The sequence below is a fragment of the Bacillus smithii genome (assembly GCF_001050115.1).
GTDB lineage: Bacteria > Bacillota > Bacilli > Bacillales > DSM-4216 > Bacillus_O > Bacillus_O smithii.
In genome coordinates this window covers 3242486-3263130 of sequence record NZ_CP012024.1, presented here as the reverse complement: position 1 = coordinate 3263130, position 20645 = coordinate 3242486, and the positions used below count along the sequence as shown (strand labels likewise).

Here is a 20645-nt window from a genome sequence, read left to right as displayed (position 1 = left end):
AGGTCCTTAAGAGTTTGGCTCTTAAGGACCTATCTCGATTTATTCATTGATATGAAAAAATTGAGGAAGTTTTTCTTTTTCCAACAACGGACCGACGAAGAATGAACCGAATTCGCCGTAGCGGGCGCTTACTTCATCAAAACGCATTTCATAGACCAATTTTTTAAATTGGAGAACATCGTCGGCAAATAAGGTAACTCCCCATTCGTAATCGTCAAAACCGACCGAACCGGAAATAATTTGTTTGACTTTGCCGGCATATTTACGTCCGATTAATCCGTGGCTTCTCATCAATTCACGGCGTTCTTCCATTGGAAGCATATACCAGTTGTCGTTTCCTTGCCGGCGTTTGTCCATTGGATAAAAGCAAATGTATTTCGATTTTGGCAGAATGGGATAAAGCCGAGAACGCACATATGGATTTTCATATGGATCTTCATCGGAATCAGAAGGGAGATAGTTGCTTAGTTCCACGACGGATACATATGAGTAGCTCGGGATCGTAAACTCCGCGATTGTTAGTTTATTAAATTCATTTTCCAGCTCGTTCAATTCTTCCATTGTTGGGCGCAATGTCATAAGCATTATATCGGCTTTTTGCCCCACGATGGAGTAGAGCGCATGGCTGCCTTTTTGTTCAGCTTGTGTTTTTTCTAATTTTTCTAAGAAACGGTTAAGTTCAGCCAGAGCTAATTGACGTTCTTCGCTGGAAAGAGTTTTCCACAGGGCCCAATCGATGGTTCGAAAATCATGAAGGACGTACCAGCCGTCCAGTGTTTGCGCAGCTTCACTCAACGATATCAACTCCTATTCAAAATGCTTCAACTTTCTCTTTTTTTAATATACCATAGTTTGTCCCTATTCATCTGAAAAGAAACCTGTGCAGTTGTGGCTAATTCTTGAAGCTTCATTTAGAAAGAGGGATTACAATGAGAGAAACCGAAAATTTCCTAGAAGTGGACCTTTATTTTAGGCAGGCGAACAATCGCTTTCTATTCTTTCCATCCGTGAAATAGCGGTGATATAATAGGATCACGAAACGATGACTGAAGGAGAATTTTTTGATGAGTAATGCTTTGGCTCTATTACAACAGAAAGCGTGGAGGATTATCGACCAATCAAGTTTAGGGCCGATGTTTGACGCTTTGCAATCGTTCGCGGCTGATGATACGCTTTGCACTTCCGTTGGAGCAGGTGCTTCCCCTGCGACTGCAAGAGCGTGGGTTCACCATCAGACGGTGGTTCTTGGCACCCAAGATACGAAACTTCCTTTTCTTCAAGATGGTTTAAGAGTCTTAGAAAATGCGGGCTACCGCTATATTGTCCGAAACTCGGGCGGACTGGCTGTATTGCTTGATGAAGGAGTTTTAAATCTTTCTTTAATATTTCCGGATACGGAAAAAGGCATCGATATTGATAGAGGGTATGATGCCGTGTGGAAGCTGGTTCAATTAATGTTTCACGATTATCCTGAAGAAATCGAAGCGAGAGAAATCATAGGTTCTTACTGTCCCGGAAGCTATGATTTGAGCATTCGCGGAAAAAAGTTTGCCGGGATATCGCAAAGACGAATAAAAAATGGCGTTGCCGTCCAAATTTATATAGGCGTCACCGGAAGCGGGGCAGAACGAGCGGAGTTGATTCGAAAATTTTACCAAGCTGGGAAAAAAGACGTTGTAACCAAGTGGGAGTACCCCGAAATTCGGCCGGAAGTGATGGCCTCCCTCGCTGAGTTAATCGACCCAGCTTTATCGATGACGAAAGTGATGACCCGATTTTTCACGGCATTAAAAACGGTCAGTGAAACCCTTTATATGAGCCAATTGGAAGGGGAAGAAATAGAGCTTTATCAGTACTACCTGAAGCGGGTAACTGAACGCAACGAAAAGCTCTTGGCTGCCTCCTGCTAATGCAAAAAAGATCCGTCCTCAACGCCAAAGCATCGGCGGAGGACAGATCTTTCTATAATCATTCAGCCACTTTTTCTAAATTTCCGTTTCGATCCATTTTAAAAGTAGTCGGAGCCGGTTCCTCGTCTTCAAACAAGACTAGTTTGCGGGCGCGGTTCATAATCTTTATTAAAGTTTCGTAGTCTTCTTGCATAATCATAGAATTTTTTTCTAGTTCTTTCACTTTCTTTTCCAATTCTTCTTTTTCTTGCTTTAAGGTCGCAATTTCCTGCTTCAATCTGGCATTCTCGCTTTTTAAAATATCTGCGTGGTAGTTGGAATGGGTCATGTTTTGCAAGAATGCAATGACTTTTTCCAGCGTGATTTCACCGCTTGGTGCGATAACAGCAGGCAATGCCGCTTCTTGTTCTCCGGTTTTTAGATTATCGTTTGCCACGGGCAGGGACATCGCTTCCACTTCCTCTATGGAAGGCACAGGCGGCTGATAAAGAAGTTTCTTTTTGCCTCCTTGGTCTTTGCCTAACAGCCTTTGCCGCTGTTTTCGCTGCTTTTTCGCAAGCTGAAGAGCTTTTTCATATTGATGGCGGACGACAGCGTTCCAGCGAAAGCCGCAAGCAGCAGACGTCCGGTTTAACTTGTCCCCAACTTCCTCAAAAGCGTTTAATTGAGTGCTTCCTTCTCTTACATGACGCAGTACAGTTTCTGCTAAAAGCAGATCATTTTCTTCAGTCCAGGCATCCTGGCGTGTTTTCATGGTTCTCAACTCCCTTTTGTAAAAATGTTTTTTTCTTATTTACATCTTGGTCAATAACGAATAGTTTTATACATTTGCAAGAAAATATTTTGAGTAATAGTTTGATATGGAATTTTGGACGGCGAAAAAAGGAGAGTAAATGACCGTTTCGGCGACAATCATCACTCTGCGGATTTTGGGAATGAAGGATTAATGGCAAAATTTTTCTTTGTTTTATTGGTGATCAAAAAGAAATCACTCTGCTAAGAAGAAGGCATTCATGAGACCGGGAAGATCAACCTTATCAACCTTCCAAAAGAACGAGGCTATTTCGAGTTCATTAAAAAATTCTGAGCAAGCAAAGCCGTTTTAAGAGAGAATGTATTCGTTCAACTTGGAGAAAGAGAACAAACTAATTTATCATGATTTTTTTACAAAAAATTAAGGATTGCACTTTTTAGCATGAAAGAGTAAGATATATGTAAACGGTTACAGTTTTCGTAGAGGTGAAACCAATTGGTGACGATTAGAGACGTTGCGAGAGAGGCGGGGGTCTCTGTAGCAACGGTTTCCCGTGTTTTAAACAAGAGCGGATATGTACAGGAGGATACGAAAAAATTAGTTCTGGAAGTCATTCAAAAGCTTAACTACAAGCCGAATGAAGTGGCTAGATCTTTATACAAGCGGGAATCCAAACTAATCGGTCTTTTGCTTCCAGATATCACGAATCCTTTTTTTCCCGAATTAGCCCGTGGTGTGGAAGATGCTGTTCAACATGAGGGATATCGTTTGATCGTTGGCAACAGCGATGAAGATATGGAAAAGGAGTTTCGTTATATTGAAACGTTTCTTCAAAATCATGTAATGGGCATCATTGCATCCACGATCCATTCAGATCGTTTTTTGAATTTAAAAATTCCTGTCGTGCTGCTCGATCGAACGACAGATCAATTTCCTTCTGTTTACTCCAATCATCAGCAAGGAGGGAGATTGGCAGCTAGAACATTATTGGAACGCGGGAGCAGAGAGATTACGGTGTTAAGAGGACCGCAGCATATACGTCCTGCACAAGAACGTTTTCTAGCCGCTCTTGACGTTTTAAGCCAATCCAGTGCTTGCTTCTACGTCATGGATACGTCCTTTACTTTTAATGGAGCAAAAGCCAGTGCAAAGGAAGTTTTTCAAAAGTATCCTAAAACAGACGGAATATTGGCATGTAATGATGTGGTGGCAACCGCTGTCCTTCATGAGGCGTTGAGAATCGGCAAAAGAATACCGGAAGATCTGCAAATAATCGGATACGATGATGTCCCCATTAGTGAACTAGTTTTTCCGCCCTTAACCACCATTCATCAACCAGCCTATAAAATGGGCGAAGAAGCAGCCAAGCTTTTGTTGGCTATTTTAAGAAAAGAAAAATGTATGGATACTCAGATAAAACTGCCCGTAAAATTAATAGAAAGAGAAACGACAAGAAAGGTGGAGTCTTAATGATTAAAATAGTGGTAGTCGGAAGTTCGTCCATGGATTTAGTGGTCACTTCACCAAGAAGACCAGAAGCAGGAGAAACCATTATTGGTACTTCTTTTAAAACCGTGCCGGGCGGTAAAGGAGCAAACCAGGCCGTGGCAGCGGCAAGACTTGGCGCCGAAGTGACATTGATTGGTTGTGTCGGTGATGATCATTATGGAAGTTTGATCGTCGATAATTTACAAAAAAATGGTGTTTCAACCGATTTTGTGAAACCGGTTACAGGCGTGGAGTCAGGCACAGCCCACATTACTTTGGCGGATGGAAACAACAGCATTATTGTCGTAAAAGGGGCGAATGATTTCATTACTCCAGACTATGTAGAGATAGCCTTAGAGTCCATCAAGAAAGCGGATGTAGTGTTGATTCAACAAGAAATTCCGGAAGAAACAGTAGAATATGTGGCAGACGTTTGTGCTTCGAATGAAGTGAAGCTTGTCTTAAATCCGGCGCCTGCCAGAAAAATTAATCCAGAAGTGATATCAAAAGCAACGTTTTTAACGCCAAACGAACATGAATATCAAGTTTTATTTGACGGGAAAGAACGATCTGAGATGCTTGCCGCTTTACCGAATAAATTAATCATTACGGAAGGAGAGCATGGGGTGCGTTATCATAACGGAACAGAGGAAGTCGTCATTCCGTCTTACAAAGTCGATGTGGTCGATACGACAGGAGCCGGGGACACGTTTAATGCCGCATTTGCAGTCGCTTTGGCAGAAAGAAAATCGATAACAGAAAGCTTGCGATTTGCGAATTGCGCTGCTTCCCTATCGGTTACCAAGTTTGGGGCACAAGGTGGAATGCCGACGCGGGAAGAAGTGGAAAGGGTGGTTGCAAAATGAAACGACATGGAATCGTGAACAGTTCTATTGCAAAAGTCCTTGCGGATCTCGGCCATACCGATTGGATCGTCATCGGTGATTTAGGCCTTCCGGTGCCAAAAGATATTCCCAAAATTGATTTAGCCATAAAAATCGGAACTCCTACCTTTCAAGAGGTTGTGAAGGTCATACATGATGATATGGTCGTCGAAAAAGCCATTGCAGCTGAAGAAATCAAAACGAATAATCCCGCTCAGTTTCAATTTTTAGAATCTGAATTTAGCGGAATGGTGGATTTTATCTCCCATGAACAATTGAAACAGTTCATGAAACAAGCAAAAGCGGTCATCCGAACAGGAGAAGCAACTCCTTATTCCAACTGTATATTGCAAGCAGGCGTCATTTTTTCAACAGGAAAGGAGTGAAAAAAGTGCGGATTGAAATGAAAAATATTCATAAATCATTTGGTGCTAATAAAGTACTTGATGGTGTTTATTTTACGCTAGAACCCGGCGAAGTACATGCACTGATGGGGGAAAACGGAGCCGGAAAATCAACATTAATGAACATCTTGACAGGTCTTCATAAAAAAGATAACGGCAAGATTGTCATCGATGGAAAAGAAACGGATTTTCAAAGTCCAAAAGAGGCAGAAGATGCCGGAATCATGTTTATTCACCAAGAATTAAATATTTGGCCGGAAATGACCGTGCTAGAAAACTTGTTTATTGGGAAAGAAGCAACGAATAAACTCGGAATTTTAAATACGAAAAAAATGAAAGCGCTAGCAAAAGATGTTTTTAAACGCCTTGGGATGACTCTTCCCTTGGAACAAGAAGCGGGTCTTTGTTCTGTTGGAGAACAACAGATGATCGAAATTGCCAAAGCCTTGATGACCGATGCCAAAGTGATCATAATGGATGAACCTACCTCTGCTTTAACAGACAGGGAAATTCAAAGACTTTTTCAGTTGATGGAATCTTTGAAAAAAGACGGCGTATCGATTGTGTACATTTCTCACCGTATGGAGGAAATTTTTACGATTTGCGACCGCATTACCATTATGCGCGACGGGAAAACCGTCCATACTTCCCCGATAAAAGAAACGAACTTTGATGAAGTAGTGAAAAAAATGGTGGGGCGTGAACTAAAAGATCGTTTTCCGGAGAGACGACCTAAACCGGGGAAGATCGTGTTTGAAGTCAAAAATTTAACAAGAAAAGGCTACTTCGAAAACATTCATTTTTCGCTTCGTTCAGGGGAAATTTTGGGTATTTCCGGTTTGATGGGTGCGGGACGCACAGAGATCATGCGCAGCCTATTCGGCATCGATCCGCTGGATGAAGGGGAAATATTCATAGACGGCCAAAAAGTAACGATTAAAAATCCATATGATGCTGTGCGAAAACATATGGCTTTTGCAACGGAAAACCGAAAAGAGGAAGGATTAATTTTAGACTTTTCGATTAGAGAAAACATTTCCCTTCCTAACTTATTTAGCTTGGCACCTAAAGGAATCGTTCAAAGTGAAGAAGAGGAAAAGTTCGTCGACATGATGAGCAAGCGTTTAAAAATTAAAACATCTTCAATAGAAGAAGCTGCAGGAAATTTATCAGGCGGTAATCAACAAAAAGTGGTCATTGCGAAATGGATTGGCATTGGCCCGAAAGTTTTAATTTTGGACGAACCGACAAGAGGAATTGATGTTGGCGCCAAACGTGAAATTTACCAGCTCATGAATGAATTAACCGATCGTGGAATGGGGATTATTATGATTTCCTCGGAACTTCCTGAAATATTAGGGATGAGCGACCGCATTCTTGTCATTCATGAAGGGAAAATCGCAGGTGAACTTCAAGGAAAAGAAGCTGACCAAGAAACGATTATGACGTTAGCGACTGGAGGAAAATTACATGAACACACAAACAACTAAACGCCCATTGTCGCAAGTGTTCTCAAAATTGGGTCCGTTGATTGCATTTGTTCTATTGTTCGTAGTTGTAGCCATTTTAAATCCATCTTTTCTAGCACCATTAAATATACTCAATCTACTGCGACAAGTATCTATTAATGCATTAATTGCTTTTGGAATGACGTTTGTTATTTTGACCGGTGGCATTGACTTATCGGTTGGATCGATGTTAGCGATTTCAAGTGCTTTAATGGCGGGAATGATTGTATCAGGCATGGATCCTATTCTGGCCATCATCGTTAGTGTTTTACTCGGTACGCTCATGGGGATGTTTAATGGATTGCTTATTACGAAAGGAAAAATGGCACCCTTTATTGCCACTTTAGCAACGATGACGATTTATCGAGGACTTACGCTCGTTTACACAGACGGCAACCCTATCACAGGATTAGGGAACCATTACACCTTTCAATTATTTGGGCAAGGATACTTTCTGGGAATCCCTGTTCCTGCGATTACGATGATCATTACCTTCGCCATTTTATGGTTTGTTCTTCATAAGACGTCATTCGGTCGCAAAACATATGCCATTGGCGGTAATGAAAAAGCGGCCATTATTTCTGGTATTCAAGTCAATCGTGTAAAATGGATGATTTATGGATTAGCAGGTACGATGTCTGCTTTGGCCGGTTCGATTTTAACGTCTCGATTAAATTCAGCAGAGCCGACAGCGGGAACGGCTTATGAAATGGATGCGATCGCCGCTGTTGTTTTAGGTGGAACCAGTTTATCCGGGGGAAGAGGTAGAATTTTCGGAACTTTAATTGGAGCACTCATAATTGGAACATTAAACAACGGGTTAAACTTATTGGGGGTTTCCTCCTTTTACCAACAAGTTGTAAAAGGTGTCGTCATATTAATAGCGGTTTTAATTGATCGGAGAAAAGCATAAGGAAACAATCTTTTGAAAACCTATCAAGTTTTGAAAATAACATCGTAATTGAAGGAGAAAATCAAAATGAAAAAATTAGCAGGCATAATGATGATGTGTATCGTTCTCTTGTTAAGCGCATGTTCACTTGAGCCTCCTAATTGGGCCAAACCAGCCAAAAAAGACCATTTAAAAGACATGAAAATTGGCGTCAGTATTTCCACTTTAAATAACCCATTCTTTGTCACGTTAAAAAATGGCATTTTAAAAGAAGCCAAGAAAAAAGGAATGGATGTCATAGTCGTAGATGCCCAAAATGATTCCACCAAACAAGTCAATAATATCGAAGATTTAATTCAACAAGGCGTTGACGTTTTGCTCATTAACCCAACGGACTCAGCAGCCATTTCGACTGCTGTGAAATCGGCTAATAAAATGGGGATACCCGTTATTACGATCGACCGTTCAGCTGACGAGGGAAATGTCGCAACATTTGTAGCTTCTGATAATATAAAAGGCGGCAAAATGGCAGCAAACTATATCATCGATCAAGTTGGGGAAAAGGCAAAAGTGGTTGAACTTGAAGGTCAGCCAGGTGCTTCTGCTACACGTGAACGCGGTGCAGGATTCCATAGTATTGCAGATAAAAAACTGGATATTGTCGCGCGGCAAGCTGCCGATTTCGACCGATCCAAAGGCTTAAATGTAATGGAAAATATTTTACAAGCTCAAAAAAATATTCAAGCGGTATTTGCGCATAATGATGAAATGGCATTAGGCGCTATCGAGGCGATCAAAAGTTCAGGCCGCGATATTGTAGTCATTGGATTCGATGGAAATGACGATGCGATCAAAGCCATCAAAAAAGGGAAATTATCTGCTACCGTGGCTCAACAGCCGGAACTGATTGGTCAAAAGTCCGTACAGGCAGCCATTGATGTTTTACAAGGAAAGAAAGTAGAAAAGAAAATTGCTGTACCGTTAAAGCTCGTTACAAAAGAGAACGTATCAAAAATGAAATAAATATTTGCTTTTCAGGTCCCCATATAAATGGGGATTTTTTTATTGTTGACGATGCCGACAGCCGGGAAACAGGATCATAAAACGAATTCGTAAAGCAGATACGATTTTTTATGGATGAAAAAGAGAAAGCACGTTCAATTCAGACAAAGGAGCCCGGCATGTTTTTCGAGAGGGAATCAAAGTCCTTTTCATATGTCTATCATCCCGTCTCCCATTCGCAGAACATGATAAGAAATCACGATTTTTCCAACGAGACAGGCTGCCCGTTGAACTTGCAAACTGCTAAATTAAGGGGTAAAATACCGATAGCTTTAAGAGACAAAACAGAAGGGATTGTATGGAATGGCAAACGAATTTCGTGTTTGCGATGACTGTCAGGCTGTCAATTTGAAAACGTTGCTGCCTAAGCTAAAAGCCTTGGATCCCGATGCAGAGATTAAAATCGGCTGCCAATCCTACTGCGGTCCAGGCCGCAAAAAAACGTTCACCTTTGTGAATAACCGCCCGGTTGCAGCATTAACGGAAGATGAATTGATAGAAAAAGTAAAGAAAAGACTAAAATAGATGAAACGTGTCACCTCATTCCAAACGGAAAAGGTGATTTTTCATTATCTGGGATGGAAGACGGGGGATTCGCAAAAGTCTGTTTGCTGATACAATAGAAATAGGTTTGATGAGGAAAGAGAATTCCTTGCGTTTCGTTCAAATGACGTGGGTGTTGGCATAAGAAAAGCTTTTGATGCAAACATCCTGATGTCCCGCGATAGGATATTTTGTATATAAAAGGATCTTTGCAAAGTCTTTTCGTTTTTTTGGGATTATAAAGGATGTTTTTCCATTTTTGGTTGCAGGACAACTAGTGCTGCTCCCGTTTATCTAATGAACGGATCATACGTCATTGTTCAATCCGTTTTTATTTCACCATATTTTAATTTGAAAGGAGGAAGTACAGGAGTGTTTTGCCATTGCACAACACTCATTCCTCCCCCTGCTTTTACGGAGCTTTATCCTGGCTATTATGGAACAGTGGGGGTCTTCTGTGCGCAGTGAGATGGACTATTCCAAAAAAAAGTTAGATGAAGAAAAAGTGTTTAAAGACCCGGTTCATCGGTATATTCACGTAAGAGACCAAATGATTTGGGATTTGATCGGAACGAAAGAATTTCAAAGACTGCGGAGAGTCCGCCAGCTTGGTACAACGTTTTTGACATTTCACGGCGGAGAACACAGCCGTTTCAGCCATTCACTTGGTGTTTATGAAATCGTCCGCAGAATTGTCGATGATGTGTTTGATGGCCGACCTGAGTGGAATAAAGAAGAACGTCTACTTTCGCTTTGCGCCGCCTTGCTCCATGATGTCGGACATGGACCTTTTTCTCATTCGTTTGAAAAAGTCTTTGATTTGGATCATGAACAATTTACGAGAGAAATCATTCTCGGCGATACGGAAATCCATCAAGTCCTCTCAAGAGGGGGAAGCGATTTTCCTGAAAAAGTGGCGGAAGTGATAGCCAAAACGTACCATAATAAGTTGGTTATCAGTTTGATTTCCAGTCAGATTGATGCGGATCGCATGGATTATTTGCAAAGAGATGCGTATTTTACCGGCGTCAGCTACGGTCATTTTGACATGGAGCGGATACTGCGGGTTATGCGGCCTCGGGAAGATCAAGTGGTGTTTAAATACAGCGGCATGCATGCGGTAGAAGATTACATAATGAGCCGGTATCAAATGTATTGGCAAATTTATTTTCATCCTGTGACTCGAAGTGCGGAAGTGGTGTTGACGAAAATTCTTCACCGCGCAAAAGAACTGTATCGAAATGGTTATTCTTTTAAACAGGATCCCGTTCACTTCTATTCTTTGTTTCAAGGCGATATTACCCTTGAAGATTATTTGAAGCTGGATGAATCCATTATCCTTTATTATTTCCAAATATGGCAGGAAGAGGAAGATCCGATTTTAAAGGATCTCGCCAATCGCTTTGTCAACAGGAATCTTTTCAAATATATCGAGTTTGATCCGGCTAAAGAATATAAGAAATACAGTGAATTAGAGTCGTTGTTTCGAAAGGCCGGAATCAATCCGGATTATTACTTGGTGTTGGATTCGTCATCAGATCTTCCTTACGATTTTTATCGCCCAGGTGAAGAAGAGGAACGTTTGCCCATTCATTTGCTGATGAGGAACGGGGAATTAAGAGAACTGTCAAGAGAATCGGATATTGTGGACGCGATATCCGGAAAGAGGAGGACGGATCATAAACTCTATTATCCTGCCGACTTCCTCAAAGATGACCGTTCAAAACCGTCGATCAAACGAAAAATTCGCGAGATACTGGACATTTAAATGGTAAGTAAGGAATTTTGGAGTAGGAGATGACCACGTTGTTAAAAGAACATGTCAAATTGATGAGTGCCTTTTCCGCCTGTGGGGAAATTATCGGTCGAAAAAAATTGCAAAAAATGATTTACATTGCCAAGAAAATATCCTTTCCTTTTCAAGAAAAGTTTCAGTTCCATTTTTATGGACCCTATTCAGAAGAGCTGACGTTGAGAGTGGAAGAATTATGCAATATGGGATTTGTTCATGAAGAAAAGGAAAAGAAAGGCGGCTATTACCAATATCGCTACACCGTTACAAAAGAAGGAATGGATTTTTTAAAGCTTTATGAAGAGGAGATACCTAAATTAAAAGAATGCGTGCTCCATATGAATGAGCAAAGCGCCCGATTTCTGGAGCTGGTATCTACCGTTTTGTATTTCGATCATTTGTCCGAGGAAGAAGTAAAGGAGAAAATTTTCACCTTAAAAAAGAAGCAAAACTATACGGAAGAAGAAATTGAAAAAGCGTACCAGTATATTGAAGAATTAAAAGGAATCGCCAAGCCCCAGTGAGGCTTGGCGTTCCGGGATCAGTTTTCATCGCTCAGGCGTTTGCCGGCGACGGCATAATGGTTTTTGGACATTTCTTCAATAAAAACAGTCACTTTTTCTTTCGGAGCTCCTGTCGTTTCTGAAACTGCTTCCGTGACTTTTTCCACCAGCGCTTTTTTCTGTTCATCTGTACGACCTTCCAGCATTTTTACGGTTACATAAGGCATATGTATCACTCCTTTATACTTTCTTATCTCAGATTTTATGCTTTTCTTTTGGAAACAGCAAGGAAAGAACAATCTGTGATAAAATTTTCAAAGTTTTAGTATAAGATGTTGATAAAGGAAAGTTTTTCAAAAGGCAGGAAAACAAAAGATGCACGTTGAATAGGGGAAGCATCCGTCATTTTTCCTAATAGTTTGGCTGTCTAAAAATAACATCAAATAAAGGAGTCGATAGTTTGGATCGTTTTTTTGCTTATTCGTTTCAGGAACTTCCGTTTGTCATTATCTCTTTAGTGGTGGCTTTTACGGTGCATGAATTTGCACATGCTGCTGTTGCTTATAAATTTGGTGATTCTACGGCCAAAGATGAAGGAAGATTAACATTAAACCCGGTATCGCACTTGGACCTGATCGGAACGTTGTTTCTTTTGATTGCTGGTTTCGGATGGGCGCGTCCCGTACCTGTCAACCGCAGCCGCTTTCATAACCCAAGGCTGGCCGGTGTTCTCGTATCGATTGCCGGACCTTTGAGCAATTTTTTGATTGCGTTTCTCTCTTATGTGATCATGTTTTTTTTCATCCGTTCCGGAAGTGGTTCCGCATTGCCGCAGTTTTTCGTGGATTTATTAAATATGATGTTGTGGCTGAATCTTGTTCTTTTTGTCTTTAATTTGCTGCCGTTTCCGCCACTGGATGGATATCGCATTATTGAAGATCTTGCAACACCGTCTTTTCGGGTCAAAATGAGCCAGTATGAGCAATATGGGGCGCTGATCTTTTTAATTTTAGTCATTACTCCGCTTGACCGTTATACGATTCATCCCCTCTTCAATATGGTAGTGCCGGCGATTTTGCAAGGGTTTAGTTCGTTGTTTTCTCCGTTTTTTTAAAATGTGCGAATAACAAGTACATAGTCGTTGCTAATTGTAGATGCCATTGCAAGGCTATGGCTTGATTGCCGCTATTATGTTCATTGACTGAAAAAGGGCGGTTATGGAATGAGAAAAATTTATGAATATCTGTCCATCGATGAGAAAAAAGAAGCAGTCGAAAAATTGAGAGAAGATCTCAGAAAACTAAAAAAAGAAATCGATCAAAATCAAGATTCTTTTTCTAGTTTCATCCTTGAAATATTGTATAGTACACGAGATAAATGGAATTTAGAAATGGAAGAATTAGAAGCTGGGATAAAAAGTAAAGAATGATCTTGAAAGATGAAGATTCGATGGAGAAGGCATGGTTGACAAATCACAGCTTGGATGGCGCAGCCGCTTGATTCAACTGTAAATTCAAAATGAAAAAAATCTCTGTTTGGATATGGAAAGCGTTTGCGATATATTGAGAATAAAATCTTGTTCAAGGAGAGGTTGGATACATGGAGAAAAAGAAAAATATCGGGTTTCATATTATCAAAAATGATCCACTGGATGGCCATAGAGGATTCGGAAAAGGAGCGGTAAGCCTAGACAATGTTTCACCGGTCATCATTGACGTGGAGGCGGGTGAAGCGTTTGTCGATTTAGGCGCCATGCATGCGCGCAGTGAAGTAGAGAAGAGAATCAAATTTACTCCTCATAAGGAAGAAGTGCCGGATGGGAAACCGTACTGGATCGTTTGGGTGACCGTCCAGCAAGGAGAAGAAGGACCTTATTATTACGGGGCGACCGCTTGCGAAATGACCGTCAATCAAGAAACAAGAAGAGGCTACAAATCTTTGCCCGAACATGTGAACCGATTGGATAAATCGTTAAAGGGACATTTTATATTGGATCATATGGATGCCAAATCCAAAAAAGTGTTAAAAGACTTTTTGGAAAGCCATGATAAAGGCATGTGGGAGCGATCCAGCGAACAATTGAAAAATGGCTTGCAATAATTTTTTTGTGTGGAACGACGATTATTTTATAAATCTAAGATAGTTGTTAGAAAAAACAAGGATGTTCGAACCGTTTGCCACTAAGAATAATGAAGACACGAAAAAACCCGGTAGACAGATTCCGGGCTTTTTCTGTTGGCAGGCCGTTTGGTTACAAGCCAAACAACCTTTGAAACCAATTTTTTTCTTCTTTCTTTTTGGTTGGATTTGAATGATCTTTTTTCTTCAAGTGTTCCGTACAATATTCGGTCGGCTCGGTTCCGGCAACAAAATAAGTCTTTACGGAAACGGGGCAGTCTTTGGTTGCCAGTTTTCCGTTCAGCGGATTGATGGCGACCGCTTTCACTCCTTTTGGTGGTTTGAATGATTTCTTAGGCTGCCCTTTTAACGATTTTTCCATAAAAGCGGCCCAAATTTTTTTCGCGAGTTTCTTGTCCTCTGTTAATGTTATTTCTTTTCCGTTATCGTATCCCGTCCATATCCCTGTTGTCAGCTGAGGGGAGAAGCCGATCATCCAATGATCGGCGGAAGTCGAGCCTGATTTGCCGGCATAAGGTCTTGTCAGATCTTTCAGCATTGATGCTCCTGTGACCGTTGCGTAGCCGTTTAATTTTTTATCGAACATGCCCGTCATCATATGGGTCATCACAAAAGCGAGACGTTTATCCAATATTTGCTTTTGCAAAGGGTGATTATCATAAATCACATTTCCGTGGGAGTCTTCTACTCTTTTGATAAAAACGGGCTCGATTTGTTTCCCTCCGTTGGCAAACATCGAGTAGGCGTTCACCATTTCGATTAATTTGACCCCGGAAGTCCCAAGTGCCAAAGAAGGGACATTTTCCAATGGGGTTGTAATTCCGAATTTTTTGGCCGTTTCGATCAATGTTTTCGGCTTAAGAAAAATATTGGTTTTGACGGCGTAAATATTGTCCGATACAGCTAAAGCTTGTGCCATCGTAATTTCACGGTTGGCATACTGGTCGTTAAAATTGTGCGGTGTGTAGGTGTTTTGACCATGGTTGAAATGAAAAACAGTATATTCGCTTCTTAACGTTGTGGCAGGTGTAAAGCCGTGCTCCAAAGCAGCATAGTAGAGAAAGGGCTTCATAGTGGAACCCGGCTGCCGGATGGCTTGCACAGCACGATTGAAAGGGCTTTGTTCATAATTGCGCCCTCCGACAAGCGCGGTGACGTAGCCGGTTTTCGGTTCCATTGCCACGAGCCCTACCTGTATTTGAGAGTTTGGAGAGATTTGATTTTGGATTACTTTTTCTGCCAGTTTTTGCTGTTTCAAATTTAAGGTTGTATAGACTCGAAGCCCGCCGAATTCAATCGTTCGATCGTCCAAGCCCAAATCCGTTTTCAGCTTTTGTTTGACGACATCTTGAAAATAAGGGGCTATATTGTTTTTCGGATCCGATTGTTTTCCGACAATCGTTAGTTTCTCTTTTTCTGCCTGTTGGCGTTGTTTGGCAGTAATATAGCCGTCTTTCTCCATTTTGCGCAATATTAATAATTGACGTTCTTTCGCTTTTTGAAAAGAAATAAGCGGCGAGTAGATGCTGGGGCCTTTAGGAATGCCGGCCAGCATACTGGCTTCCGCGAGAGAAAGGTCTTTCGCATCTTTATTGAAATAAAATTTGCTGGCTGCTTCAATCCCATATGCGCCGTGGCCATAATAGATGGTGTTCACATATCCTTCTAAAATCTGTTTTTTTGTGTAATTCATTTCCAAGCGGATCGTATAAAATGCTTCCAACAATTTTCGGTTCCACGTTTTGTCGTGATGAAGAAATAAATTGCGGGCATACTGCTGGGAAATGGTGCTGGCTCCCTGAACTTTGGACATCGCTTTTACATCAGCCAAAGCGGCTCCGGCAATTCTTTTTAAATCAAACCCATGATGTTCGTAAAACTTTTGGTCTTCTATCGAAACGGTGGCATCGAGGAGGTAAGGAGAAATGTCCTCTATTTTCACCCAATATCGTTTTTCTCCGCGGTTGGATTCTCCTATTAACGTTCCGTCGTCCGCATACAAAAGAGTAGATTGAGGAACTGAAAGCGGCGGAGGACCTAAAAGTTTTGCATAGGAGAATATGGCGAGAACTCCGGCCGAAAATAATATCAATAAAAGCAGGGAAATAAAGAAGAAAGCTCGAAAGTATTTCACGGTTTTACTGGATCTTGAATTTGTGATAATTTCCATATTTTCACCCCGCTTGTATATAAAAGCAGTTTTCTCTCATTTTTTAGTATGAAAAAAAAGTCAGCTTTTTAAACATCGGCAGGTGAAAGGAGCGGCATAGGCAGAAAAAAACTCTTGAAATTTTGGCAGTTTCCAATATACTGATTGACATGTTTGGTTTTTTCTTTTAGGATTTATTGTTTTTCCACTCTTTTAATCAGAAAACTCCCATCTTGTAAATTTGATAAGAATGGGGAATTCTAATAAGCTAAACGATGGATAAAATCTATCGTTTCATGAGAAAAATGGCTGAAAATGTTTAGAACAAATTTAAAATGAAAGGAAGCAGGTTAATGGCTGGACTTTGGTTTACTGAAAAGCAGACGGAAAATTTTGGAATTACGATGAAGGTCAAACGGACTTTACATACAGAGAAAACGGACTTCCAATACTTGGAAATGGTTGAAACGGAAGAGTGGGGAAACATGCTTCTTCTCGACGGAATGGTGATGACCACTCAACGAGACGAATTTGTGTACCATGAAATGGTGGCGCATGTTCCGTTGTTTACTCATCCAAACCCGGAAAACGTTCTGGTCGTGGGTGGAGGAGACGGCGGTGTAATCCGTGAAGTGCTCAAGCATCCGAATGTGAAAAAAGCGACTTTAGTCGATATCGATGGCAAGGTCATTGAGTATTCCAAGAAATACTTGCCGGAGATTGCATCCGGGTTGGAAGATGAACGAGTGGAAGTAAAAGTCGACGACGGTTTTATGCATATCGCACAAAGTGAAAATGAATACGATGTCATCATGGTTGATTCAACGGAACCGGTCGGACCGGCAGTCAATTTATTTACAAAAGGCTTTTACGCCGGAATTTCCAAAGCGCTGAAAGAGGACGGCATTTTTGTCGCACAAACCGATAACCCTTGGTTCAAAGCCGATTTAATCCGCAAAGTTCAGAAGGACGTAAAGGAAATCTTCCCGATTACGAGATTGTATCTTGCCAATATCCCGACGTATCCAAGCGGTTTATGGTCATTTACCATCGGTTCGAAAAAATATGACCCGCTTGCGGTGCCTGATGAACAATTTCTTGATATTGAAACAAAATACTATACGAAAGAAATTCATAAAGCAGCATTTGTTTTGCCGAAATTTGTGCAAGATTTGACAAAATAAGAGGTGCCACAGGGAGGTCTTGAAACATGCGCTTTGACGAAGCTTACTCGGGAAATGTGTTTATTGGCAGCCATCCAAATTACGAGGAAAGTTCAGTCGTCATATACGGTATGCCGATGGATTGGACGGTCAGTTACCGGCCAGGTTCCCGGTTCGGGCCGGCCCGGATTCGGGAAGTGTCGATTGGACTTGAGGAATACAGCCCTTATTTGGACAGAGAACTAAAGGAAATCCGCTATTTTGATGCCGGCGATATCCCCCTTCCTTTCGGGAATGCAGAAAGAAGCTTAAAAATAATCGAAGAGTATATTGACCAATTGCTGGCAGACGGGAAATCTCCTCTGGGAATGGGGGGAGAGCATCTCGTGTCGTGGCCGGTCATTAAATCCGTCTATAAGCGCTATCCAAATTTGGCGGTGATTCATATGGATGCCCATACGGATTTGCGGACGGATTATGAAGGAGAGCCTTTATCCCATGCGACTCCGATTCGAAAAGTAGCTGAATTGATCGGTCCTGAGAATGTATTTTCGTTTGGCATACGCTCCGGAATGAAAGAAGAATTTCAATGGGCGAAAGAAAATGGTATGTACATTGCCAAATTTGAAGTTCTTGAACCTTTAAAAGAGATTTTGCCACGATTAAAAGGCCGGCCGGTTTATGTGACGATTGATATCGATGTGCTGGATCCGGCTCACGCTCCGGGAACCGGAACGGTAGATTGCGGCGGGATTACTTCAAAAGAATTGCTCGCATCCATTTTGGAAATCAGCCGTTCCGAAGTTCAAGTGGTGGGAGCCGACCTTGTCGAGGTGGCGCCTGTGTACGACCACTCTGAGCAAACGGCTAATACAGCCAGCAAATTGATTCGCGAAATGCTGTTGGGCTGGTTTTAATCATATCATTTTGGCTTATAAAAAAGGATCTGCTCAAGACGGCTGGGGGAAGGAAAACTTCCCGGCTAAGCTGTTTTAGGGCAGATCTTTTTTTTATAAAATTTGATTTCGTTAAGCAAGCTTTTAATTAGAAAAGGTGTGGAAAAATTTTTTAAAGACTCCCTACATTGCCTTTTGAAGAAATCCCTCTTATAATGATAAAGTTATAGTGAACGAAAAACGGAACGGTTTTTTTAGTTTGATTGAACAGGAATGAAAACATTGGGCATGGCACCGCAAAAGTGAAAACGAGTCATTGCACTTTCCAGAATATTGTCCCAAGAGGATTAAAAGTGCCGCTCGACATGACTGTTGACATTGATTTAAAGATGCAAATAAATGGAATGAGTCTTTTTGAAAGGGATGTGGAGGGTTTGGCGGATTCGATCGACCAAAAAAGAACAGTCAAAATTCATCTGTCTACAGTGATTACGAACGATGAGGAAAAGGAAGAATTTGAACTGGTTTTATTTGGGGAATACTTTGAAAAAGGCGGATCCGTTTACTTAAAATATACGGAAGTCCAAGAAGAAGGGACCGTTAGAACGATTGTAAAGATGTCAGGTGAAGAAGCCGTCATTTTAAGAAATGGAGCGGTAAAATCCAGGCTTGTTTTCGATAAAAATCACCCGATGAGCGGTTCTTACGACAGCCCTTATGGTACACTGTTATTAAATACGATCACCCGGAACATGGATCGATATACATACAGCGAGAAGCCGTTGAACGGCCGTTTGGCTTTGACATACGATTTATTTATGCAAGGAAAGTTCCTCGGAATATATTCCTTGTCCATCACGTTTGAGGAGGTAAAGAATGTATGAATATCGTAGGAAAGATTCAGGAACAGTTGAAATCGGAAATTAAAGCGGCTGTGTTAAAAGCGGGGCTGGCAGCGGAGGAAGAGTTGCCGGCTATTGTGTTAGAAACTCCAAAAGATAAAGCGCACGGCGACTATTCGACCAATATTGCGATGCAGTTGGCTCGAATCGCGAAAAAGCCGCCTCGCCAAATTGCGGATGAAATTAAGAATCAATTCGATCGTTCCCAGGCATCGGTAAATGAAATCGAAATTGCCGGACCGGGTTTTATTAATTTTTTTATGGATCATCATTATTTAACAAAGTTAATTCCGGCCATTTTAGAGGCGAAAGACCGCTACGGCGAGTCCAACGCGGGAGCTAGACAAAAAATTCAAGTGGAATTTGTATCGGCTAACCCAACAGGCGATTTACATCTTGGACATGCCCGCGGGGCGGCAGTCGGCGATTCATTGTGCAACGTAATGGAAAAAGCCGGTTATGAAGTGACGCGCGAGTATTATATTAATGATGCCGGAAACCAAATCCATAATCTTGCCCTTTCCGTGGAGGCTCGTTATTTTCAGGCGCTCGGAAAAGATAAAGATTTGCCGGAAGACGGCTATTATGGAGAAGATATCGTCCAGATCGGGAAACGTTTAGCAGAAGAGTTCGGGGATCGATATCTTCATGTAGACGAGCAAGAACGCTATCAATTTTTCAGAGAATACGGCTTGAAATATGAAATGGAAAAACTGAAAAAAGATTTAGAAAACTTCCGTGTATCTTTCGATGTTTGGTATTCGGAAACATCTCTTTATAAAAATGGAAAAATCGATGAAGCGTTGGAAGTATTGCGCAAAAGCGGCTACACATATGAAAAAGACGGTGCTCTTTGGTTTCGCTCTACCGCTTTTGGCGATGACAAAGATCGTGTACTCATTAAAAGCGACGGTTCTTACACATATTTAACACCGGATATCGCGTATCACCGCGATAAATTCGAACGCGGGTTTGATAAAGTGATCAATATTTGGGGAGCGGACCACCACGGCTATATTCCGAGAATGAAGGCAGCAATCTCGGCGCTTGGCTTTAATGCAGAGAATCTGGAAGTAGAAATTATACAGCTTGTTCATTTATACAAAAACGGCGAAAAGATGAAAATGAGCAAACGTACCGGAAAAGCGGTCACAATGCGTGAACTGATTGAAGAAGTGGGTCTGGATGCGGTTCGTTACTTTTTCGCGATGAGAAGCGGGGACACTCATATGGATTTTGATTTGGATCTTGCCGTTTCTCAGTCTAATGAAAACCCGGTTTATTATGCACAATACGCTCATGCGCGCATTTGCAGCATTTTGCGGCAAGCGGAAGAACAGCAAATTTCTATTGATGATCAAGTAGATTTATCGTTGCTTGGAACGGAAAAAGAAATTGATTTATTGAAAAAACTAGGATATTTTCCACTAGTTATCGCTGACGCAGCAGAAAAGCGGACGCCACACCGGGTAGCCAATTACATTCAAGAGTTGGCTTCTGCTTTCCACAGCTTTTACAATGCCAATAAAGTTTTGGATCAAGATCATCTTCCTTTATCCAAGGCTCGACTTTCTTTAGTGAAAGCCGTTCAAATAACGCTTAAAAATGCATTAAGCTTGATCGGTGTTTCTGCACCGGAAAAAATGTGAGAAAAAA

The 20645-nt window shown here is 41.4% G+C and carries 21 protein-coding genes; 17 read left to right on the top strand and 4 right to left on the bottom strand.

Annotated elements, in window-relative coordinates; translation table 11 throughout:
* Nucleotides 1-39: 39 nt before the first annotated feature.
* The gene (gene hemQ / locus BSM4216_RS15305) at nucleotides 40-795 is read right to left on the bottom strand and encodes a hydrogen peroxide-dependent heme synthase (RefSeq protein WP_003354335.1); all 756 of its coding nucleotides are present in this window, start codon (nucleotides 793-795) and stop codon (nucleotides 40-42) included.
* Between the two features lie 269 nt (nucleotides 796-1064).
* On the opposite strand from hemQ, the gene lipL reads away from it, so the two are divergent.
* Nucleotides 1065-1910 carry an octanoyl-[GcvH]:protein N-octanoyltransferase gene (lipL, locus tag BSM4216_RS15300; protein ID WP_048624274.1) on the top strand — a complete coding sequence of 282 codons (846 nt, stop codon included), beginning with the start codon at nucleotides 1065-1067 and terminating at the stop codon, nucleotides 1908-1910.
* 58 nt (nucleotides 1911-1968) lie between these two features.
* Here the strand turns inward: lipL and BSM4216_RS15295 are convergent, their stop codons facing one another.
* On the bottom strand, nucleotides 1969-2664 hold the full coding sequence (locus BSM4216_RS15295; protein WP_048624273.1) for an RsfA family transcriptional regulator: 696 nt from the start codon (nucleotides 2662-2664) through the stop codon (nucleotides 1969-1971).
* Between the two features lie 495 nt (nucleotides 2665-3159).
* Here BSM4216_RS15295 and BSM4216_RS15290 point away from each other — a divergent pair, with 495 nt between their 5' ends.
* The 9 genes from BSM4216_RS15290 (at nucleotide 3160) to BSM4216_RS15245 (ending at nucleotide 11761) form a co-directional block, all read left to right on the top strand.
* Nucleotides 3160-4134, top strand: coding sequence for a LacI family DNA-binding transcriptional regulator (locus tag BSM4216_RS15290; protein ID WP_048624272.1), 975 nt, complete (start codon nucleotides 3160-3162; stop codon nucleotides 4132-4134).
* Nucleotides 4134-5018, top strand: a complete 885-nt coding sequence (gene rbsK / locus BSM4216_RS15285; protein ID WP_048624271.1) for a ribokinase — start codon at nucleotides 4134-4136, stop codon at nucleotides 5016-5018. Before BSM4216_RS15290 ends, rbsK begins: the two co-directional genes overlap by 1 nt.
* Complete coding sequence (gene rbsD / locus BSM4216_RS15280) at nucleotides 5015-5422, top strand: D-ribose pyranase (RefSeq protein ID WP_048624270.1); 408 nt, start codon at nucleotides 5015-5017, stop codon at nucleotides 5420-5422. The genes rbsK and rbsD overlap by 4 nt, the downstream gene beginning before the upstream one ends.
* A gap of 5 nt (nucleotides 5423-5427) precedes the next feature.
* A complete protein-coding gene (locus BSM4216_RS15275) occupies nucleotides 5428-6930 on the top strand; it encodes a sugar ABC transporter ATP-binding protein (RefSeq protein WP_048624269.1) in 1503 nt (500 codons plus the stop codon).
* Nucleotides 6911-7861, top strand: a complete 951-nt coding sequence (locus BSM4216_RS15270; RefSeq protein ID WP_048624268.1) for an ABC transporter permease — start codon at nucleotides 6911-6913, stop codon at nucleotides 7859-7861. Before BSM4216_RS15275 ends, BSM4216_RS15270 begins: the two co-directional genes overlap by 20 nt.
* A 66-nt stretch (nucleotides 7862-7927) precedes the next feature.
* Nucleotides 7928-8863: a ribose ABC transporter substrate-binding protein RbsB gene (gene rbsB, locus BSM4216_RS15265; protein WP_048624267.1), complete on the top strand. Its 936-nt coding sequence runs from the start codon at nucleotides 7928-7930 to the stop codon at nucleotides 8861-8863.
* 342 nt (nucleotides 8864-9205) lie between these two features.
* Nucleotides 9206-9427 carry a YuzB family protein gene (locus BSM4216_RS15260; protein ID WP_003353397.1) on the top strand — a complete coding sequence of 74 codons (222 nt, stop codon included), beginning with the start codon at nucleotides 9206-9208 and terminating at the stop codon, nucleotides 9425-9427.
* A gap of 487 nt (nucleotides 9428-9914) precedes the next feature.
* On the top strand, nucleotides 9915-11213 hold the full coding sequence (locus BSM4216_RS15250; RefSeq protein WP_040341056.1) for an HD domain-containing protein: 1299 nt from the start codon (nucleotides 9915-9917) through the stop codon (nucleotides 11211-11213).
* Between the two features lie 38 nt (nucleotides 11214-11251).
* Entirely contained in the window at nucleotides 11252-11761 is a 510-nt protein-coding gene (locus tag BSM4216_RS15245; RefSeq protein ID WP_081473027.1) for a YwgA family protein, read from the top strand.
* 17 nt (nucleotides 11762-11778) lie between these two features.
* On the opposite strand, the gene BSM4216_RS15240 is transcribed toward BSM4216_RS15245, so the two are convergent.
* Entirely contained in the window at nucleotides 11779-11967 is a 189-nt protein-coding gene (locus BSM4216_RS15240; RefSeq protein WP_003353394.1) for a 2-hydroxymuconate tautomerase, read from the bottom strand.
* Nucleotides 11968-12200: 233 nt separating this feature from the next.
* On the opposite strand from BSM4216_RS15240, the gene BSM4216_RS15235 reads away from it, so the two are divergent.
* From BSM4216_RS15235 to BSM4216_RS15225, 3 genes are all read left to right on the top strand, one after another.
* A complete protein-coding gene (locus BSM4216_RS15235) occupies nucleotides 12201-12854 on the top strand; it encodes a site-2 protease family protein (protein ID WP_048624265.1) in 654 nt (217 codons plus the stop codon).
* A 108-nt stretch (nucleotides 12855-12962) separates the two neighbouring features.
* Nucleotides 12963-13169 (top strand): hypothetical protein, encoded by a 207-nt coding sequence (locus BSM4216_RS15230; RefSeq protein WP_048624264.1) that lies wholly within the window; start codon nucleotides 12963-12965, stop codon nucleotides 13167-13169.
* Between the two features lie 170 nt (nucleotides 13170-13339).
* Entirely contained in the window at nucleotides 13340-13840 is a 501-nt protein-coding gene (locus tag BSM4216_RS15225) for a YwhD family protein (RefSeq protein WP_003353390.1), read from the top strand.
* Between the two features lie 151 nt (nucleotides 13841-13991).
* Here the strand turns inward: BSM4216_RS15225 and BSM4216_RS15220 are convergent, their stop codons facing one another.
* Nucleotides 13992-16049, bottom strand: coding sequence for a transglycosylase domain-containing protein (locus BSM4216_RS15220; RefSeq protein WP_048624263.1), 2058 nt, complete (start codon nucleotides 16047-16049; stop codon nucleotides 13992-13994).
* Between the two features lie 332 nt (nucleotides 16050-16381).
* Between BSM4216_RS15220 and speE the strand changes: the two genes are divergently transcribed.
* From speE to argS, 4 genes are all read left to right on the top strand, one after another.
* A complete protein-coding gene (gene speE, locus BSM4216_RS15215) occupies nucleotides 16382-17212 on the top strand; it encodes a spermidine synthase (RefSeq protein ID WP_003353388.1) in 831 nt (276 codons plus the stop codon).
* Nucleotides 17213-17238: 26 nt separating this feature from the next.
* The gene (gene speB, locus BSM4216_RS15210) at nucleotides 17239-18108 is read left to right on the top strand and encodes an agmatinase (protein ID WP_003353387.1); all 870 of its coding nucleotides are present in this window, start codon (nucleotides 17239-17241) and stop codon (nucleotides 18106-18108) included.
* 332 nt (nucleotides 18109-18440) lie between these two features.
* Nucleotides 18441-18971 (top strand): YwiB family protein, encoded by a 531-nt coding sequence (locus BSM4216_RS15205; RefSeq protein WP_048624262.1) that lies wholly within the window; start codon nucleotides 18441-18443, stop codon nucleotides 18969-18971.
* Nucleotides 18968-20638, top strand: a complete 1671-nt coding sequence (argS, locus tag BSM4216_RS15200; protein ID WP_048624261.1) for an arginine--tRNA ligase — start codon at nucleotides 18968-18970, stop codon at nucleotides 20636-20638. Before BSM4216_RS15205 ends, argS begins: the two co-directional genes overlap by 4 nt.
* The last annotated feature ends 7 nt before the right edge of the window (nucleotides 20639-20645 follow it).